The organism is Streptomyces sp. SudanB182_2057 (assembly GCF_964272715.1).
Lineage (GTDB): Bacteria > Actinomycetota > Actinomycetes > Streptomycetales > Streptomycetaceae > Streptomyces > Streptomyces rubradiris.
Window position 1 is genome coordinate 4,021,247 of the sequence record NZ_OZ186798.1, and the last position, 16,066, is coordinate 4,037,312.

19 protein-coding genes are annotated in these 16,066 nt (G+C 71.8%); 8 read left to right on the forward strand and 11 right to left on the reverse strand.

The annotated features are described in order from the left end of the window. Positions 1-16: 16 nt before the first annotated feature. The 4 genes from ACSURM_RS17460 to ACSURM_RS17475 form a co-directional block, all read right to left on the reverse strand. Positions 17-1,918, reverse strand: a complete 1,902-nt coding sequence (locus ACSURM_RS17460) for an alkyl/aryl-sulfatase (protein WP_436956120.1) — start codon at positions 1,916-1,918, stop codon at positions 17-19. A gap of 270 nt (positions 1,919-2,188) precedes the next feature. Then, positions 2,189-2,860 carry a contact-dependent growth inhibition system immunity protein gene (locus ACSURM_RS17465; RefSeq protein ID WP_436956122.1) on the reverse strand — a complete coding sequence of 224 codons (672 nt, stop codon included), beginning with the start codon at positions 2,858-2,860 and terminating at the stop codon, positions 2,189-2,191. A 23-nt stretch (positions 2,861-2,883) separates the two neighbouring features. Further along, on the reverse strand, positions 2,884-4,152 hold the full coding sequence (locus ACSURM_RS17470) for an RNase A-like domain-containing protein (protein ID WP_436956124.1): 1,269 nt from the start codon (positions 4,150-4,152) through the stop codon (positions 2,884-2,886). Further along, positions 4,149-4,502 (reverse strand): hypothetical protein, encoded by a 354-nt coding sequence (locus ACSURM_RS17475; protein ID WP_436956126.1) that lies wholly within the window; start codon positions 4,500-4,502, stop codon positions 4,149-4,151. The genes ACSURM_RS17470 and ACSURM_RS17475 overlap by 4 nt, the downstream gene beginning before the upstream one ends. A 291-nt stretch (positions 4,503-4,793) precedes the next feature. On the opposite strand from ACSURM_RS17475, the gene ACSURM_RS17480 reads away from it, so the two are divergent. The 3 genes from ACSURM_RS17480 to ACSURM_RS17490 all read left to right on the forward strand — a co-directional run bounded on the left by ACSURM_RS17480 (position 4,794) and on the right by ACSURM_RS17490 (position 7,017). Continuing rightward, positions 4,794-5,147: a hypothetical protein gene (locus tag ACSURM_RS17480; protein ID WP_436956127.1), complete on the forward strand. Its 354-nt coding sequence runs from the start codon at positions 4,794-4,796 to the stop codon at positions 5,145-5,147. Between the two features lie 159 nt (positions 5,148-5,306). Next, a complete protein-coding gene (locus tag ACSURM_RS17485) occupies positions 5,307-6,152 on the forward strand; it encodes an RNA polymerase sigma factor SigF (protein WP_436956129.1) in 846 nt (281 codons plus the stop codon). 361 nt (positions 6,153-6,513) lie between these two features. Next, the gene (locus ACSURM_RS17490; RefSeq protein ID WP_436961123.1) at positions 6,514-7,017 is read left to right on the forward strand and encodes a MarR family winged helix-turn-helix transcriptional regulator; all 504 of its coding nucleotides are present in this window, start codon (positions 6,514-6,516) and stop codon (positions 7,015-7,017) included. Positions 7,018-7,072: 55 nt separating this feature from the next. On the opposite strand, the gene ACSURM_RS17495 is transcribed toward ACSURM_RS17490, so the two are convergent. From ACSURM_RS17495 to ACSURM_RS17510, 4 genes are all read right to left on the reverse strand, one after another. Beyond that, a complete protein-coding gene (locus ACSURM_RS17495) occupies positions 7,073-7,519 on the reverse strand; it encodes an ATP-binding protein (RefSeq protein ID WP_436956131.1) in 447 nt (148 codons plus the stop codon). Continuing rightward, positions 7,519-7,893, reverse strand: coding sequence for a hypothetical protein (locus tag ACSURM_RS17500; protein WP_436956133.1), 375 nt, complete (start codon positions 7,891-7,893; stop codon positions 7,519-7,521). Before ACSURM_RS17500 ends, ACSURM_RS17495 begins: the two co-directional genes overlap by 1 nt. A gap of 323 nt (positions 7,894-8,216) precedes the next feature. Beyond that, complete coding sequence (locus ACSURM_RS17505; protein ID WP_436961124.1) at positions 8,217-9,113, reverse strand: STAS domain-containing protein; 897 nt, start codon at positions 9,111-9,113, stop codon at positions 8,217-8,219. Positions 9,114-9,244: 131 nt separating this feature from the next. Next, positions 9,245-10,417: a PP2C family protein-serine/threonine phosphatase gene (locus ACSURM_RS17510; protein WP_436956135.1), complete on the reverse strand. Its 1,173-nt coding sequence runs from the start codon at positions 10,415-10,417 to the stop codon at positions 9,245-9,247. A 202-nt stretch (positions 10,418-10,619) separates the two neighbouring features. Between ACSURM_RS17510 and ACSURM_RS17515 the strand changes: the two genes are divergently transcribed. Beyond that, positions 10,620-11,054 (forward strand): MarR family transcriptional regulator, encoded by a 435-nt coding sequence (locus tag ACSURM_RS17515; protein ID WP_436956137.1) that lies wholly within the window; start codon positions 10,620-10,622, stop codon positions 11,052-11,054. Positions 11,055-11,432: 378 nt separating this feature from the next. Here ACSURM_RS17515 and ACSURM_RS17520 read toward each other — a convergent pair whose 3' ends face one another. Continuing rightward, positions 11,433-11,630: a hypothetical protein gene (locus ACSURM_RS17520; RefSeq protein ID WP_436956138.1), complete on the reverse strand. Its 198-nt coding sequence runs from the start codon at positions 11,628-11,630 to the stop codon at positions 11,433-11,435. A gap of 156 nt (positions 11,631-11,786) precedes the next feature. Then, complete coding sequence (locus ACSURM_RS17525; RefSeq protein ID WP_436956140.1) at positions 11,787-12,368, reverse strand: HdeD family acid-resistance protein; 582 nt, start codon at positions 12,366-12,368, stop codon at positions 11,787-11,789. Positions 12,369-12,850: 482 nt separating this feature from the next. On the opposite strand from ACSURM_RS17525, the gene ACSURM_RS17530 reads away from it, so the two are divergent. The 4 genes from ACSURM_RS17530 to ACSURM_RS17545 all read left to right on the forward strand — a co-directional run bounded on the left by ACSURM_RS17530 (position 12,851) and on the right by ACSURM_RS17545 (position 15,535). Continuing rightward, positions 12,851-13,054 carry a cold-shock protein gene (locus ACSURM_RS17530; RefSeq protein WP_030790686.1) on the forward strand — a complete coding sequence of 68 codons (204 nt, stop codon included), beginning with the start codon at positions 12,851-12,853 and terminating at the stop codon, positions 13,052-13,054. 179 nt (positions 13,055-13,233) lie between these two features. After that, positions 13,234-14,730 (forward strand): DEAD/DEAH box helicase, encoded by a 1,497-nt coding sequence (locus ACSURM_RS17535; RefSeq protein WP_436956142.1) that lies wholly within the window; start codon positions 13,234-13,236, stop codon positions 14,728-14,730. Between the two features lie 108 nt (positions 14,731-14,838). Beyond that, positions 14,839-15,159 (forward strand): CBS domain-containing protein, encoded by a 321-nt coding sequence (locus ACSURM_RS17540; RefSeq protein WP_436961125.1) that lies wholly within the window; start codon positions 14,839-14,841, stop codon positions 15,157-15,159. A 55-nt stretch (positions 15,160-15,214) separates the two neighbouring features. Beyond that, positions 15,215-15,535: an SCO5918 family protein gene (locus tag ACSURM_RS17545; RefSeq protein WP_436956144.1), complete on the forward strand. Its 321-nt coding sequence runs from the start codon at positions 15,215-15,217 to the stop codon at positions 15,533-15,535. A 76-nt stretch (positions 15,536-15,611) separates the two neighbouring features. On the opposite strand, the gene ACSURM_RS17550 is transcribed toward ACSURM_RS17545, so the two are convergent. Further along, positions 15,612-15,986, reverse strand: coding sequence for a hypothetical protein (locus ACSURM_RS17550; RefSeq protein WP_436956146.1), 375 nt, complete (start codon positions 15,984-15,986; stop codon positions 15,612-15,614). Positions 15,987-16,066 lie beyond the last annotated feature (80 nt).

Sequence of the window (16,066 nt, forward strand, 5' to 3'; positions counted from 1 at the left end):
GCGACGCTCCCCCGGCTCAGGGCGTGACAATGGCGAAGTCCGGGTCGGGAGCGGAGAGATGGCCGAGCAGTTCGGTCAGCCGGCCGATGTCCCCGGTGACCGTGACGGTGTCCCGGGCCGCCAGCTCCTCCGGGGTGACGGTGCCGAGCAGGACGGCCCGCAGGTCGCTCTCGGTGAGGGTGATCTCGGTGTCCGGTTCGGCCGCGGCCGGGCTCGTGCCCGTGACATGGGTCAGTACGCCGTTGCGCAGCCGCTGCGTGACCGGTTCGCCGCCGGTGGGGTTCCAGCGCACGGTGATGTCCGCGTCCCAGCTGCGGGGACCGTCCACCCGGATGGCGAGGGCGTCGAAGAGCTGCTCCAGGGACAGCGCCGCCAGCACGTCGGGCGAGGCGGTGACCGTCGGTGTGCCGACCGAGCCGTGGCGCAGTTCCAGCGCGCCCATGAGGTAGAAGTTCCGCCAGGTGCCGTTCTCGCTGCCGTAGCCGAGCTGTTCCAGCGCGTCGGCCTGGAGCGTACGGGCCTCGGCGTTGTCCGGGTCGGCGAAGACGACGTGGTCGACGACCTGGGCCACCCAGCGGAAGTCACCGGCGGCGAAGGACTGCCGCGCCCGGCGCAGGACTTCGTCGGCGCCGCCCATGAACTCCACGTACCGTTTCGCGGACTCCACCGGCGGGTGCTCCCACAGGTGTGCCGGGTTGCCGTCGAACCAGCCCAGGTACCGCTGGTAGATCGCCTTGGTGTTGTGGCTGACCGAGCCGTAGTAGCCGTGGGTGTGCCAGGCCCGCTCCAGCGCGGGCGGCAGCCTCATCTCCTCGGCGATCTCCAGGCCGGTCAGCCCCTGGTTGAGCATGCGTACGGTCTGGTCGTGGAGGTAGGCGTACAGGTCGCGCTGCTCGCTCAGGAACGTCAGCACGCGGTCGCGGCCCCAGGTCGGCCAGTGGTGCGAGGCGAACGCCACGTCGCTCGATCCCGCGAACAGGGTGATGGCCTCGGTGAGGTAGCGGGCCCACACGCGCGGGTCGCGGACCTCGGCCCCGCGCAGGGTCAGCAGGTTGTGCAGGTTGTGGGTGGCGTTCTCCGCCATGCACAGCGCCGCGTGGTCGGGGAAGTGGATGTTCAGCTCCGCGGGTGCCTCGGTGCCCGGGGTGAGCTGGAAGACCATCCGGATGCCGTCGACGGTCTCCGTCTGCCCGGTACGGGTGATGTCCGCCGTCGGCGGGATCAGGCCGACCGCGCCGGTGGACGTGGTCTGCCCGAGGCCGGCGCCGATCTGGCCGCGCCCGCCCTTCGGCAGGGCGGCGCCGTACATGTACGCGGCGCGCCGGCCCATCGCCGTACCGGCGTAGACGTTCTCGCTGACCGCGTGCTCCAGGAAGCCGTGCGGGGCGAACACCGGTACGCCGCCGGCGACGTCCTCGTCCGTGACGACGCCCCGGACGCCGCCGAAGTGGTCGGCGTGGCTGTGGGTGTACAGCACGGCGCTCACCGGGCGGTCGCCCCGGTGGGAACGGTAGAGGGCCAGGCCCGCCGCCGCGGTCTCGGCGCACAGCAGCGGGTCGATGACGAGGATGCCGCGCTCCCCCTCGACGATCGTCATGTTCGACAGGTCGAAGCCGCGCACCTGGTAGATGCCCTCGGTCACCTCGAACAGCCCGTGGTCGGAGCACAGCCTGCTCTGCCGCCACAGGCTCGGATTGGCCGTCTCGGGGCAGTCCTGGTCGAGGAACCCGTACGCGCCCAGGTCCCACACCGCGCGCCCGTCGCGGTCCTGGATCACGCTCTCCCCCGCCGTGCCCAGGAAACCGCGCCGCGCGTCCTCGAGATCCCGCCTGTCGTCAAAGGCGAACCGCTCCCGCACGGCCGCGTTGGCCTCCGCGACCTGGCGCTCGGCGGGCTTGGCATCGGTGGTCTGCGTCATGTCGGTCCCCTCGCGGACTACGTGGGAGGGCCGGCGACACGGTCGGTCGCGGCCGTAACCACCCTCACCCGGCCTGTACGCCCGCACGACCGGGCGTACTCCGGTCGGGGGAACGGGGAGCGGAAGGGTACGGGCCGTGACGGACGCGGTGGCTTTTTGGTGAGGCGGGGGGGCGGATCGGGCGCCGCCGGGGCCGCCCATGATGTGCGGCACCGCGTCGACGCGTTCCCGGACTCGCACCTCCTCGGTGAGCCCGCGTGCCGTCCCTCGTCAGGGCGTGCCCGCGCGCAGGTGGTGCCTGATCAGACCCTGTAGATCGACAAGCCACTGGCGCAAGGGAACCCCGGCCGGAGGTGGCTCCTCGAGGCCAAGTGTGGCGGTCGCCTCGCGCAGTTGGTCTTCTGACTGATCCAGGTCGAGGAGTTCGCCGATTTCGGCCGCTGCTTTCCCGAGGTCCTCGGCCGGTTCGCCGGAGAGGTAGTCGTCGACCGCTTCCGCGTGTGACCCGTATTCGAGTTTGAGGCTGTCCTGGTAGAAGTACGCGCCGAGGAATTGGGCCAGGGCGGGGAACCGTTCCCGCCACTCCCAGGGGATCTTGGGCCGGAGCGAGGACCGGGGTGACGGCGGTGCCGCCAGGAAGCGCTCCAGATGTTCCTGGATGACACGCAGGCAGTCCTCGACGCCGACGCCTTGGGGCGGATGAATGCGGGGCAGCAGATCGACGTCGTCGGCGATCTCGTCGCTGAACAGGCCCACCGCGAGGAGGGACTGGATCTCCCGTACGGCCCTTGCCGCGCGCTCCGGGGCGAAGGCGGCCACCCGGAGATACGCGCCCAGCGCCGTTCCCGGTGCCTCCATCGTGTCGTCGAAGCCATGACTTGGCTGCTCATACGCCTGGAGGAGCCGACGCAGCTCCTGAAATCGGTCGTCCGTCGGTGTCATCGTCGCAGTCAGACCTGTCGGTTCTAGGGGACGGGATAGGAGGTGAGCACGCGATATCCCATTTCGCCTGATGGGTCACGTTTGAGGATCACTCTGGCGCCCTTGACCCACTCCGGGGGCAGCCCGTTGCGGAAGTTCTCCCGGGACAGACTCAACCCGGTGTGCTCATCGAAATGAGCTTCCAGCTCAAGCTTCCGCCCCTTGTCCTTCGCGAGCCACGCGTCGATCTCCTTCTGACGCTTGAGTACCACGCCGTCGGTATGCCTCTGCGCCGACGCTTCGTCCACATATCGCGAGACCCTTTCCCTCGCGGGCTCCGCTCGCAGCCGGGCACGCAGCTCATGAGTAGTGATCCGCACATGCTTGGCCAGGGTATGGGCCCCGTTCTTTCCCTCATCGCCGACGACATCGGCCCGGTACTGAGGGTTCACCCTTCCCCTGCGTTTGTTGCGCGGCCAGGCATTGGGTTCCCCGTCGCCCTTGATGAGCAGGCCGAGTTCGTCGAGAGAGGGGCTCGCGCCCTCGGGCAAGGCCACCGCCGGACCGAAGGAGGGCAGCCGGACACCACCGAGAAGCTCCGTGAAGCCTCCTGCGTCACGCGCGGCCCGTACCGTCGCGCCCGCACCGCCGAGGCCGCCGCCCAGGAGTGCGCCGTAGAGGCCGGTCTCGCGTGCCTCGTCGAGGTTGAGACCGCCCTTCTGTTCTCCCAAGGCGATGGAGACGGGCTGGGTCACGGCGAGGTCCACCGTGATGGATTCGACGCCGGCGAAGGCCGCCGTGGCCAGGGTGGTGCCCGCGATGGTGGCGATCTCCTCGGTCACCGCGATGCCGAGGCCGGCGGCCAGGTCCGCGACGGTGACCGCGGCCGCCGCTGCCGCGCCTTCCGAGATTCCCGCGGTGAAGACGGCCAGGGCCGTGCCGGCGACGAGTGTGGCGCCGACGATCTCCAGCTCGTGTTCCAGCTTCTTCTTCGCGCTGTGCACGGCGTCCGCGTACGCGTCCAGCGCCTTGGCCATGTCGCGGGCGGCGTCGGCCAGGTCCTTCAGCCAGCCGTGACCGTCGTGGTGGTAGCGACGCCAGTAGGGGTCGGCGAAGGCGGAGATGGCCTCGCCCTTGTTGTGCTCGATGATGGAGCGCGCCGCCTTGTCGGCACCGGAGGTGACGTCGTCGACGTCGTCGGCGAAGGCCCGCCATACCTTCGCGGCGTCCCGCAGCCCGTCTTCATCGGCATCCGGCCACCACATGCCCGTCAGGTCCTGGACGACCTCGCGGGCCTTGTCCGCGACGCTCACTCGCCGCGGTTCTTCCCGTCGTGGTCGACGCGGATCCGGCTGAACACGCCCCGGATCAGCTCCTCGTTGTCGATGTGCCCGTCGGCCATGTCCACCATGGCTTCCCGGATACTGGCCAGCCCGTCGGCCAGGATCCGGGTGGACCGCTCGATCCGCTCGACGTGCGGGCCGTACGCCTTGTGGAACTTCTCGCCCTGCTCGTCGTCGCCCCAGGGAGAGCCGGCCGCGGCCAGCCCGTGCCGCAACTTCGTGAGCGCTTGCGCGAGGGCGACGCTCTGATGGTGGATGTGAGGTGCTGTCGCCTTGAGATCCGCGATCTTGATGTCGAGCACCTCCCCGCTGTCACTCATGACTCGACGCCTCCCCCTCCGTTGATCACCCGGGCATCCGACCTTGGTCAGCCCTCCCTCCCCCACGTCCGTGAGCTGCGCAAAGGCCGGGCAAAGGTCCGTGGGGGGCCGTGAGTTCGGTCACTGGTCAGCGGTGGGCCGGGGGGCGGACGGCGGCCTCGCCCGCGCGCGGGCCGGGACCGTAGTGGCACGGCGGTCGGCGGACCCTTTCGAGGGACAGAGCGTCTATTCCGTCTGTGCCTGGGCATCGCTGGGACTGTTCGTTCCGGTTACCCGACAGAAGGAAAGCCTGTGTCTCTTCGTACCGTCACCGCGGCCGTCGGTGCCGCCTGTAGTGCGCTCGTCCTGCTGCTGGCCGCTCCGGGGTCGGCCGCCGCGGCGACCGGGCAGTTCCGCTACACCTACACCACCGACGAGGGATACGACGCCGTCGGCTTCCTGAACAACCCCGACAGCCGCCGGTGCGTCAACCTCCCGACGCGCGGCGCCGGTCCCGGCGCGGTGTCGCGGGCGCCGAAGAACCTCACGGACTCCACCGCCACCGTCTTCCTCGACGCCGACTGCGAAGGTGACACGTACTACACCCTGCGGCCCGGCGCCGGGGCATCCGATCGGCTGCTGCTGCGCTCCGTCGTCTTCTCCTGAGCGGTCCCGGGGCGTCTGAAGCCTCACGTTCGGTCCGTGGGGGGGCCGTCCGGAGGTGATCCGGGACATTGGGGGGACATGAGGTGGTTGTTATCGGGTAGGCGGGCTCGCGAGGGCCTGCTCACCGGGGGCGGGCGTGGATGGCAGGGAGGGCCTGGGATGACGACGGCACTCGTCGGGACGGCGACCGGCTCCGCTACGGAGCTGCCCGAGATCGCGGATCCGCAGAAGATCGCACCCCAGGACGCCCGTGAGCTGACCAAGACGTTCCTGGACCGGCTCGCCGTACTGGAGGAGGGCACGCCCGAGTACCAGTACGCGCGCAACACGCTCATCGAGATGAACATGTCGCTGGTGCGCTTCGCCGCCCGCCGGTTCCGCAACAGCGGTCAGGACATGGAGGATGTCGTCCAGGTCGGCACGATCGGCCTGATCAAGGCGATCGACCGGTTCGAGATCTCCCGTGACGTGCAGTTCACCAGCTTCGCGGTGCCGTACATCGTCGGCGAGATCAAGCGGTTCTTCCGGGACACCTCCTGGTCCGTCCACGTGCCGCGCCGGCTGCAGGAGGCCCGTACCGAACTCGCCAAGGCGAGCGAGGAGTTGCGCAGCCGGCTGGGGCGGGCCCCGAAGGTCTCGGAGCTGGCCGCGCTGATGAACCTCACGGAGGAGCAGGTCGTAGAGGTCCAGATCGCGGCGAACGGCTACAACTCCGCCTCCCTCGACGCCGCGATCACCGGCGACGCCGAGGACGGCGAGGCGGCCCTCTCCGAGTTCATCGGCGAGGAGGACACCGCGCTGGAACTCGTCGAGGACTTCCACGCCCTCGCCCCGCTCGTCGCCGGGCTGGACGAGCGGGAGCGGCGGATCCTGCACCTGCGGTTCGTGGAGGAGCGGACCCAGGCGGAGATCGGCAAGGAGCTGGGCGTCTCGCAGATGCACGTCTCCCGGCTCATCTCCCGCATCGTGGCGCGTCTGCGCTCGGGGATGCTCGCCACCGGGTGAGCCCGCCGCGCCCGCCGCACCACCGCCGGGCAGTGCGGCAGGCCGTCACGAAGACCTCGCGTCGGCCTGTCGGACTGCCGCGCTGAACCGGTCCATGCCCCCGCGGACTTGACGCGTTCGACGCACTGCCGGTCGGGGCGGTACGCGTCACGACCGTCGCGTTCACGTACCACCGCCCCCGGCCGCCCCGCCCCGGCGCGTGCCGGCAGCGTCCCGTTCCGCCCCCGTGGAAAGGCGCGGGGGTTCTGCCCGAGTCCCCGCGACGCCACAGCGGAGGTGGTTGTACGGCGGCTCGCCGGGTACCGCGTGTGAATGAAGGTGGTATCGGCATGGGCAGGCCATTACTGAAAGCGATGTGTTCGTGACTCGTCTCGGCGGTATCGGGGACGACCAGCCGAACGGACCGGGGGACGATCTCCTGGCCGTCGCGCGGGAGATCGCCGATGCCGTGGACGGTCTGGCGAACCTGTGGGCGGTGGCCGCCCAGGGGGCGAGTCTGCGGTTGTCGCCGCACCAGTTGCGGGCCCTGCGGATCCTGGAGGCCGAGCCGGGGCTCAATCTCACGGCGCTGGCGGAGGGCATGGAGATAGGTCCGCCGACCGCCAGCCGGCTGTGCGACCGGCTGGAGGCGGCGGGCCTGCTGGAGCGGCTGCTGCATCCGCACAAGCGGCGCGAGGTGCAACTCGTCCTCACGGGGCGCGGCCGGCAGGTGCTGAGCGAGGTGGCCGAGCGACGGTCACAGGTGCTCGCCATGGTCCTCGCCGGCATGGATCCCGCCGCGCGGGAGGCGCTGAGGCGGGGCATGCGGGCCTTCCTGTCCGCTCAGGACGGTATGGACGCGGGGACCGAGGGACCGCTTCCCTGACCGTGGTGCCCGTGACCGGCCGGGGCGGGTCTCGCCGAGGTGTTCTGGGCCTCGCTCATGACGCTCCCGTACGGGGAGACGGCACGCCGGAGACCCAGTCGGTGATCGTGACGGTGGTGCCCCGGCCGGGGTGGCTGTCGAGGGTGAATTCCTGCACGAGCCGTCTGGCGCCGCTCAGGCCCAGGCCGAGGCCGTCGCCGGAGGTGTAGCCGTCGGTCATCGCCAGGTCGATGTCACGGATGCCGGGGCCGGCGTCGACGAAGGACAGCCGCAGGCCGCGCAGGCCGCCGCCTTCCCCGAGCCGGGTGATCTCCATGTGCCCGCCGCCGCCGTGGACCAGGGTGTTGCGGGCGAGTTCGCTGACGGCCGTCACGAGCTTCGTCTGTTGTACGAGTCTGAATCCGAGGTCGGCCGCGATCCGGCGCACGTGCCGGCGCACCTGGGCCAGGTCCGCCTCCGAGCCGATGGGCAGGTGGGTGGCCGAGACGGGTGGGGCATGCATCACGCACCCTCTTCCGGGTGAGCGGGTGGTATGGCCGAGGGGCCGCGGTCCGGGAGGGACGGGGATCTGACGATGTCCGGTGCCGTATCCGGGCCGGGCACGGTGAGGCCGGGCACGGTGTGACCCGGCCCGGTGTGACCCGGCACGGTGTGACCCGGCCCGGTGAGGCCGGGCCCGGTGTGACCCGGCCCGGTGAGGCCGGGCCCGGTGTGACCCGGCCCGGTGAGGCCGGGCCCGGCCGGGGCGCCGGTCATGGCGGGGCGCGTTCCGGCCAGGACGGTACGGGTGGCCGACGGGCGCGCGGTGGCGACGGCCCCGGCCAGGACACGGCCGGTGGAGGAGTCGGCGATCTCGGCCAGGACGCGACCGGGCATGGAATCCATGATCCCGGCCAGGGCGCGACCGGAAAAGGGGCCAACGGTCCCGGCCGGGACCCGACCGGGGAGAGGATCGGCGGTCCTGGCCAGGAGTCCGCCGGGAGAGGAGCCGGTGGCCTCCGCTCCGGAGATACCGGTGCCGGCTCCGCCGACGGGCACAGTGCCTGCCGGTGCCGGACCGGCGGCGGCCCGCCCGGCGATGTCGTACCGAAGGTGTCCCGCCACCCCGTCCTCGTACGGTGCTCCCCGCGAAGCGACCAGCAGGGCCTCGCCCGACGCCCGCACCGGCACGGGACCCTGACGGAGGGCGGACAGGCCGGTCACCGCGGGCCCGCTCCCGCGCCCGTGGGTGGGGAGAGGACGATGCCCTGCCGGGTGAGCGCGTACGCCAGGGCGTCGGAGAGGCCGGACCGGGTGATGACCGACCCGAGGTCGATGCCGAGGTGGACGATGGTCTGCGCGATGGCCGGGCGGATACCGGAGACGACGCACTCCGCGCCCATCAGCCGGGCCGCGGCGACCGTCCTCATCAGGTGCTGCGCCACGAACGTGTCGACGGTCGGCACACCGGTGATGTCGAGGATGGCGTACCGGGCCCGCTGGTCCACGATCGCCTCCAGCAGACTCTCCATCACGACGTGGCTGCGGGCGCTGTCCAGAGTCCCGATCAGGGGTACGGCGACGACGCCCTCCCACAGCTTGATGACGGGGGTGGCCACCTCCAGCAGCTGCTGCCGCTGCCGGGCGATCAGTTCCCCGCCGGCGCCGATGGTGGTCTCCATGACCACCAGCCGCAGCGTGCCCATCAGGACCGTCAGCGCGAGCGCAAGGGCGTGCGTCCGCTCGTCGGCGGCGTCCTCGGAATCGGCCCGCAGCAGTGCGAGGGCCGGCTCGCGCAGGCCGGCCACCTCGCCCGCGATCCGGGACGGGCCGAGTCCCGCCCGGGAGCGGGCGGCGGCCATGCGGCCGAGCTGTTCCCTGACGGCCGCGAAGCCCGGTGCGCCGACGTCCTCCAGCCGTCCGGCGCGGGCCACCTCGGCCAGGGCGTCCAGCACGGCCCTGCTCGCCTCGACCGCCTCGTCCCGGGAGACGGTGAAGACCGTGCGGAACAGCGCGGTGTCCGCCCACCGCTGGGCGAGCTGCTCGCGGCGCCGCTCCATGAAGGCGCCCAGCTCCCGCGCCACCTCGGGTGTCGTGTCGTAGTCCGCCATCTTCATCGTCTCCCTGCTGCGCACGTCCCCGACCGGCCGACGGCAAGCCATACGACAATTATTGCCACGCGGCAAGCATCCGGGGGAGGGGGTACGACGGCCAACACGCGATCGTCACAATCGGGCGGTCCCGCCGCTCAGGTGGCGGCCGGCTTCCCGTGCCAGTCCAGGCACACGACCAGTGCGTCGTCGTCGGGTACGGGTTTTCCGCGGTGTCCGGTCAGCTCCCGCAGGATCGCGCGCGGCACCTCCGCGGCGGGCAGCAGCCGGGTGGAGTGGATGGCCCGGGACAGGGCCGCGTCCCCGTACGCCTCCCCCTTCGGGGAGGCCACGGCGTGCACCCCGTCACTGACGAAGACGAGCCGGTCACCGGGCCGGACCTGGAAGTCCTGGGCCACGTAGTCGGTCTCCTCGAACATGCCCAACGGCAACTGCGCGTCGAAGGTGACGTGCTCCACGGTGCCCTCCCGCAGCCGCAGCAACCGGGGCGAGCCCGCGTCCACGACGCTGGCCCGGCCGGTGGCCAGGTCGAAGTCGAACATCAGCACGGACAGATAGCAGCGGCCCCGGTAGTGGGCGTAGACGGCCTGGTCCGCGAGCGCCGCCTGGTCGGCGATGGAGATGCCGGCGCGCCGGGCGTTGCGCAGCGCGTTGATGGCCAGGTTCGTCAGCAGCGACGCCTCTATGCCCTCGCCCATGCCGTTGGTGACGTACAGCATCAGGCGGTCGGCGGTGGCGGACCAGTCGAAGTTGTCGCCGAAGATGGCGTACGCGGGCTCCAGTTGGGCGCCCAGTTCGTACTCGGGGCGGGAGCAGGAGCGGCCGGGCAGCAACTGCCACTGCATCTCGGCGGCCAGCGTGAGCCGTTCCTTGCGGCGTGCCCGCAGATACAGGTCGGTGTCGCGCTCGGCCACGATCACCTCGTGCGCCAGCACCTCGGCGATGTCGGCCAGTTCCGCCTCGTAGCGGCGGACGGCCTCGCCGCCGGGCAGGGTCACGGACAGCACCCCGAGCCGGTCGCCGCGCACGCTGACCGGGAGGTGCAGCCGGGCCCGCCCGTCGTGCCCGTCCTCGCGGTACGGCCGCTGGGAACCGAAGGCGCGGCCGGCCGGGCTGCTGTGCACCGGCACCTGCTCCAGGGTGTGCGGCGGGAGCGACACCGGCTGGAGCACGGTCAGGCCGTAGTCGGCCAGGAACAGCTCGACGTCCTCCGCGCCGTACTGCTCCACCAGTACGGCACGGATGGCGTCGAGCAACGCGTCGGGAGCCGCCGTGCGCAGGGCGCGTTCAGCGGCCACGAATCTGTTCATAAGGGAGTAATCACCAATCTTTCGCCGGACAACGTACGTGCCTCGTCCCACGAGGCCGGTCTCCCCCGCGAGCCTCGTCGGGCCCCTCCGGCCGCCTGGGGCCGGCGCCTGTGCCTAGTACGCTGAGAGGCGCCCCAGTGCCTGCGAGAGTGTGACCGTGACTGCCTTCCGCCGCCGCCCAGAGCCCGACGAGGTCGCGCGTGTGACCACCACGGCCGTCGAGCTGCTGGAAGTCGTGTGGGGCCGCGCCTCGACGGCGCCCACCTCCGCGTCACAACTGCGCGTGCTGCACGTCCTGGAGCACCACGACGGCATCAACCTGCGCACGCTCGCCGAGTCCCTGGCCTCCACCCCACCGTCCACCAGCAGGCTGTGCGACCGGCTGCAGGCAGCCGGTTTCGTCGAGCGGGTGGCGAGCCCGGAGGACAGGCGCGAGGTGCGCCTGCACCTCAGCGGCCGGGGCCGCGCCTTCCTCGCCGATCTGCGGGCCCGCAGGGAGGGGGAGTTGCGGAAGGTGCTGGCGGATATGCCCGCCGCCAAGCGGATCGCGCTGCTGGAGGGGCTGGAGGCGTTCTGCGCCACGGCGGCGACGCAGATACTCGACGACGCCCCGGACTCCGGCAGCCGGACCGCCTGACCCACCGTTCGCGGCACCGGCACCACCGTTGCCTCTCGGCGATGGCGGCCGGCACACGGAACGACCTTCCTCCACCGGAGCATTCCAGGTCCTTCCCCGCGCACGTCCGACACGGCTACTTTGTTGCCTCACGGCTATTGTTGTCAAACGGCAACAGTGCGTCTGACAGCCCTTTCCACGACCCGGATACCCCGTGGCGGCCCGTTCTTCCGGTGGTTGTGCGCCATGTCTCCGAAAGGGGGGTACGACGCATGTCCGGGGCCATCGCGGGAAACCGCGACGCCCGGCACGGCTCGGTGGTCCGGTTCCTCCCCCGGCTCAGGCGGTGTGACGCGGCATCAGACGGCGTCAGGCGGCGTCAGACGAGGTGAGACGGCATCAAGCGGCCTCGGACGAGCGCCGATCGGTACGTGCCCGGGTGCCGGTCGCCTGCCCGCCTCCCCGGATCAGGCGCAGGTGCCGGGCGGCGCCATGACGTGGTGGCCGCGGCGGACGCGACAGCCAGTCCTCGACCCGGTCCATGCCGTACAGCAGCAGTCCCACGACCGGCAGCAACAGGCACGCGACGATGGCCATGCTCGGGCTCCTTCCCGGCAGACAGCCCTGGACGGGTGCCCACACGGGAAGCGGCTACGGGGAGCCGGTGTGAACATGCTGTGTCCTTGCGGCCGGGCCGGGGCCCCGAGGAGCCGGGGCCGAGCACGCGGGTACGCGGCTACACGGGTACCCGGGTCATACGCGCCGGACGTGATGGGCGTGCCGGGCGCCACGGGCCGGCCGTGCCGCGGGGGCCGCGTCGCGCAGCCGGTGGGCCGCCGCCAGCAGCGACGCGCCGCTGACGAGGGCATAGCAGCCGACGACCCGGGCGACCGCGACCGCGCCGACGTCCGGCCGGGCCCACAGGAGCACACCGGCGACGACCGAGGCGGCACCGGCCAGGAGCAGCGCCCACTGGTGGCGCGGTTCGCGCCGGAAGCGGGCCGCCGCCCAGATCTCCGCCACGCCGGTCGTCACGGCCCACGCGCCGATCAGCGTGACGAGCGCGAGGGCGGTGACCCCGGGCCAGGCGATGGCGACCAGGCCGGCCGCCAGGCCCAGGACGCCCCCGGCCGCATGCGCCACGCGATGCGTTCCGCCCTCCTCCCGGCGGCAGGAGCCGGTCAGCAGGGCGAGGCCGTCCCCGAGGGCGTAGAGACCGAACAGCAGGGCCAGGGCCAGCGCGGTCACCCCCGGCCACACCAGCGCCAGCACGCCGAACGCCAAGGCCACCGCGCCTCGCGCGACCAGCATCCGCATCAGTTGCCGCCGCAACACCCACACCCCTTTACGCTCGCCGGACAGATCACCGACGCGTACCCCGGTGCCGCCCGCGAACGCCGACCGCCCGGCGTCGACGCCCCGCCTCCACCGCCCGGGACGCCGTATGTGGGCTTCGTCTCCCTCATGGGTCCGGGCGGGCCCGTCGGGGTCCCGCCCGCCGACGACGGGAGGGGCCGCGTACGGGCCCGTCGCAGGAGGTCACAGCGCTGCGGGCGGAAGCGGCCGGGGAGAATACCGCGCCACTGCGAACCAATATCTGTTCCGGCAACGTCAGAAATCGACGTGGCGCGCGATAAATATTCCCACGACCGCAGGCGGGACGGAATTACGTACAGCGCATGACCTGCGCCGACGTGCTAGTGTCGTCATCAGTTGCAGGTGTGGTTGCCAGAAGGTTTTTCCGACGGTTGATCATCACGGCGACACGGAATACGCACAGGGCGTGTTCCCGACACCGTCTCCGAAGGAGAAACAAAATGGCTACTGGCACCGTGAAGTGGTTCAACGCGGAAAAGGGCTTCGGCTTCATCGAGCAGGACGGCGGCGGCCCCGACGTCTTCGCCCACTACTCGAACATCGCCACCCAGGGCTTCCGCGAGCTGCTGGAAGGCCAGAAGGTGTCCTTCGACATCGCGCAGGGCCAGAAGGGCCCGACGGCCGAGAACATCATTCCCGCCTGACCCTCGGGACTGACGCATACTTCACAGCTGGGGCCCGCACCTTGGGGTGCGGGCCCCGGCTCGCTTTGTTACCAGGGCGATTCGACCCTGTCATTTTCGGCCCGTTCTCGCGATTCTCTGCGCCGCTCGCACTGCCGCGGAAATTCCTTGATACGCGCCCGCATCGAGGAAGGTTCCGCATGAACCGCACCCGTACCACTCGCACCACCAATACCGGCCGCGGCTACGACCGCTTCGGCGGGAGTGGCACCGCCGGCCGCTCCGGCGGCTCGCGCCGCTCCGGAGGTCAGGGAAACCGGCGGCCCGCGCAGGGCGAGTTCGCACCGCCGAAGACGGTCACACCGGCGCTGCCCGCCGTCGAGGCGTTCGCCGATCTCGCCATGCCGGCACCGCTGCTGGCCACGCTCGCCAAGGAAGGCGTGAGCGTACCGTTCCCGATCCAGGCGGCGACCCTGCCGAACTCCCTGGCGGGCCGTGACGTACTCGGTCGTGGCCGTACCGGGTCGGGCAAGACCCTCGCCTTCGGCCTCGCGGCACTGGCCCGTACGGCGGGCCGGCGGGCCGAGCCGCGCCGGCCGCTGGCCCTGCTCCTCGTTCCCACCCGGGAACTGGCCCAGCAGGTAACCGACGCGCTCGCGCCCTACGCCCGCTCCGTGAGCCTGCGGCTCGCCACCGTCGTCGGCGGGATGTCCATCGGCAGGCAGGCCGGTGCGCTGCGGACCGGCGCGGAGGTGGTCGTCGCGACGCCCGGCCGGCTCAAGGACCTCATCGACCGGGGCGACTGCCGGCTGGACGATGTCGCCGTGACCGTCCTCGACGAGGCCGACCAGATGACCGACATGGGCTTCATGCCGCAGGTCACCGCCCTGCTCGACCAGGTCCGCCCCGACGGCCAGCGGCTGCTGTTCTCGGCCACCCTGGACCGCAACGTCGATCTGCTCGTCCGCCGCTACCTGACCGACCCGGTGGTGCACTCCGTCGACCCGTCGGCCGGTGCCGTCACCACGATGGAGCACCACGTACTCCACGTCCACGAGACGGACAAGCACCGCACCACCACGGAGATCGCGGCCCGCGACGGCCGGGTGATCATGTTCCTGGACACCAAGCACGCGGTGGACCGGCTGACCAAGCACCTGCTGAACAGCGGTGTCCGCGCCGCGGCCCTGCACGGTGGCCGCTCCCAGCCGCAGCGCACCCGGACCCTCGCCCAGTTCAAGGACGGTCACGTCACGGTCCTGGTGGCCACCAACGTCGCCGCCCGCGGCATCCACGTCGACAGCCTCGACCTGGTCGTCAACGTGGACCCGCCCAGCGACCACAAGGACTACCTGCACCGCGGCGGCCGTACGGCCCGGGCCGGGGAGTCCGGCAGCGTCGTCACCCTGGTGACCCCCGGCCAGCGCCGCGGCATGACCCGGCTGATGGCGGCGGCCGGCATCACCCCGCGGGTCACCCCGGTCCGCTCGGGCGAGGCGGAACTGAGCCGCATCACCGGCGCCCAGGCGCCCTCCGGCGTCCCGGTGGTCATCACCGCGCCGGTCGTGGAACGCCCCCGCCGCGCGTCGTCGCCGTCCCGGAACCGCAGGGGTGGGGGTGGCGGCCAGGGCCGGCCCGCCGGTACGGGACCGCGCCGCAGGGCACAGCGGCGGCCCGGCAACGACGCGGCCGCCTAGCCCGGCGCGGCCCCGAAGTCCTCTCGGTCTCCGGGGCCACAAGGGCCCCGGGCCGGCCCGCCGCTACCGAAGGAGACACCCTTGACGCCAGCACGGACGCAGCACCGCATGACGGACCCCGCCCCCGTGCCCGCGGACGGGGACGTCGAAGGGCACGCGCCCCGGGTGTGGGACGACATGACCGTCGAGGTGGCTCTGGCCGTCATGGCGGGCGCTCAGGTCGAGTACCTGACCGTGTGCGACGAGGACGACCGGAGCACGGGCCGGATCACCCGGGTCCGGCTCGCCGTGCTCCGCGACAGTTCCGCGTACACCGACCGGATCCGGCTGCGGGACGTCCTCGACGGACCGCCGCCCGCGCCCGGCACCCGCCCCGGTGACGACGGTGAGTACGGCCGGACCGCGGACGTACTCGCCCTCTCGCACTGATCCGCCCGGCCGGCCGCCCGTTCTTCTCTCCCCGACTTCTCCCCTGTGAGGCACCATGCGCTGTGTGATCGCCCGGTATCCGTTCGACCTGACCAGAATCGGAGTGCTGGACTCGATGAAGGGCGTCAGGCCCGAGCCCGTCACCGGCGCGTCCGTGACCATCGGACGCCGTCGCTACCCCGTCAAGCAGGTCGGCCGGGTCCTCACCCGGCAGGACCCGCGTGACTTCAGCGCCGGCGAGGTCACCCGGGCCATGACGCGCCTCGGTTTCACCTGTCACGACGCGCCCGGGGCCGCACCCGTGGGCGTGGCCGGACCCGACGCGCTCCGGACCGCGTCGGCACTGCTCGGCGGCCCTGGCCCCATGGCCGTATGACGACGGGCGGGAAACCGCCCTCCGGACCCCGGTGGGGGCCCTTCCGACAGGTGTCGGGAGGGCCCCCACCGCTGTGTCACCGGTCGGAGTAACTGACGTCGCCCACGGACCACGCGCTGACGTCCTTGATGGCGACTCGGTACATGCCTCCCGTCTCCGGGATGCCGAGGCTGCCCTGCAGGATGCGGGCGAGGTGGAAGTGCAGATGCGTGGGCGCCTCGTCACGGCCGGGCCGGGACCCTCGTGGGTCACGGGAGAAGACGCCCGCGAACGGGCCTAGACGGTCGGAGTCCTTCAGGACCTCCGCCACCCGCTCCCGCCACACGGCCTCGGGGGCCAACCGGCCGGTGATGACGGCGCCGCCGACGACCACGGTCAGCGACATCTGATTGCTTCGCTCGGACTCCACCGCGGCGGAGATGGCGACGAGCAGCTCATCAGGGTTCGACATGACAGCAGAGCTTATGCGGCCCGGCCGCCCCCGCACCGCCCGCGGGGCGGGAAGCGGACGCGCGGGCGACCGGACGCGGC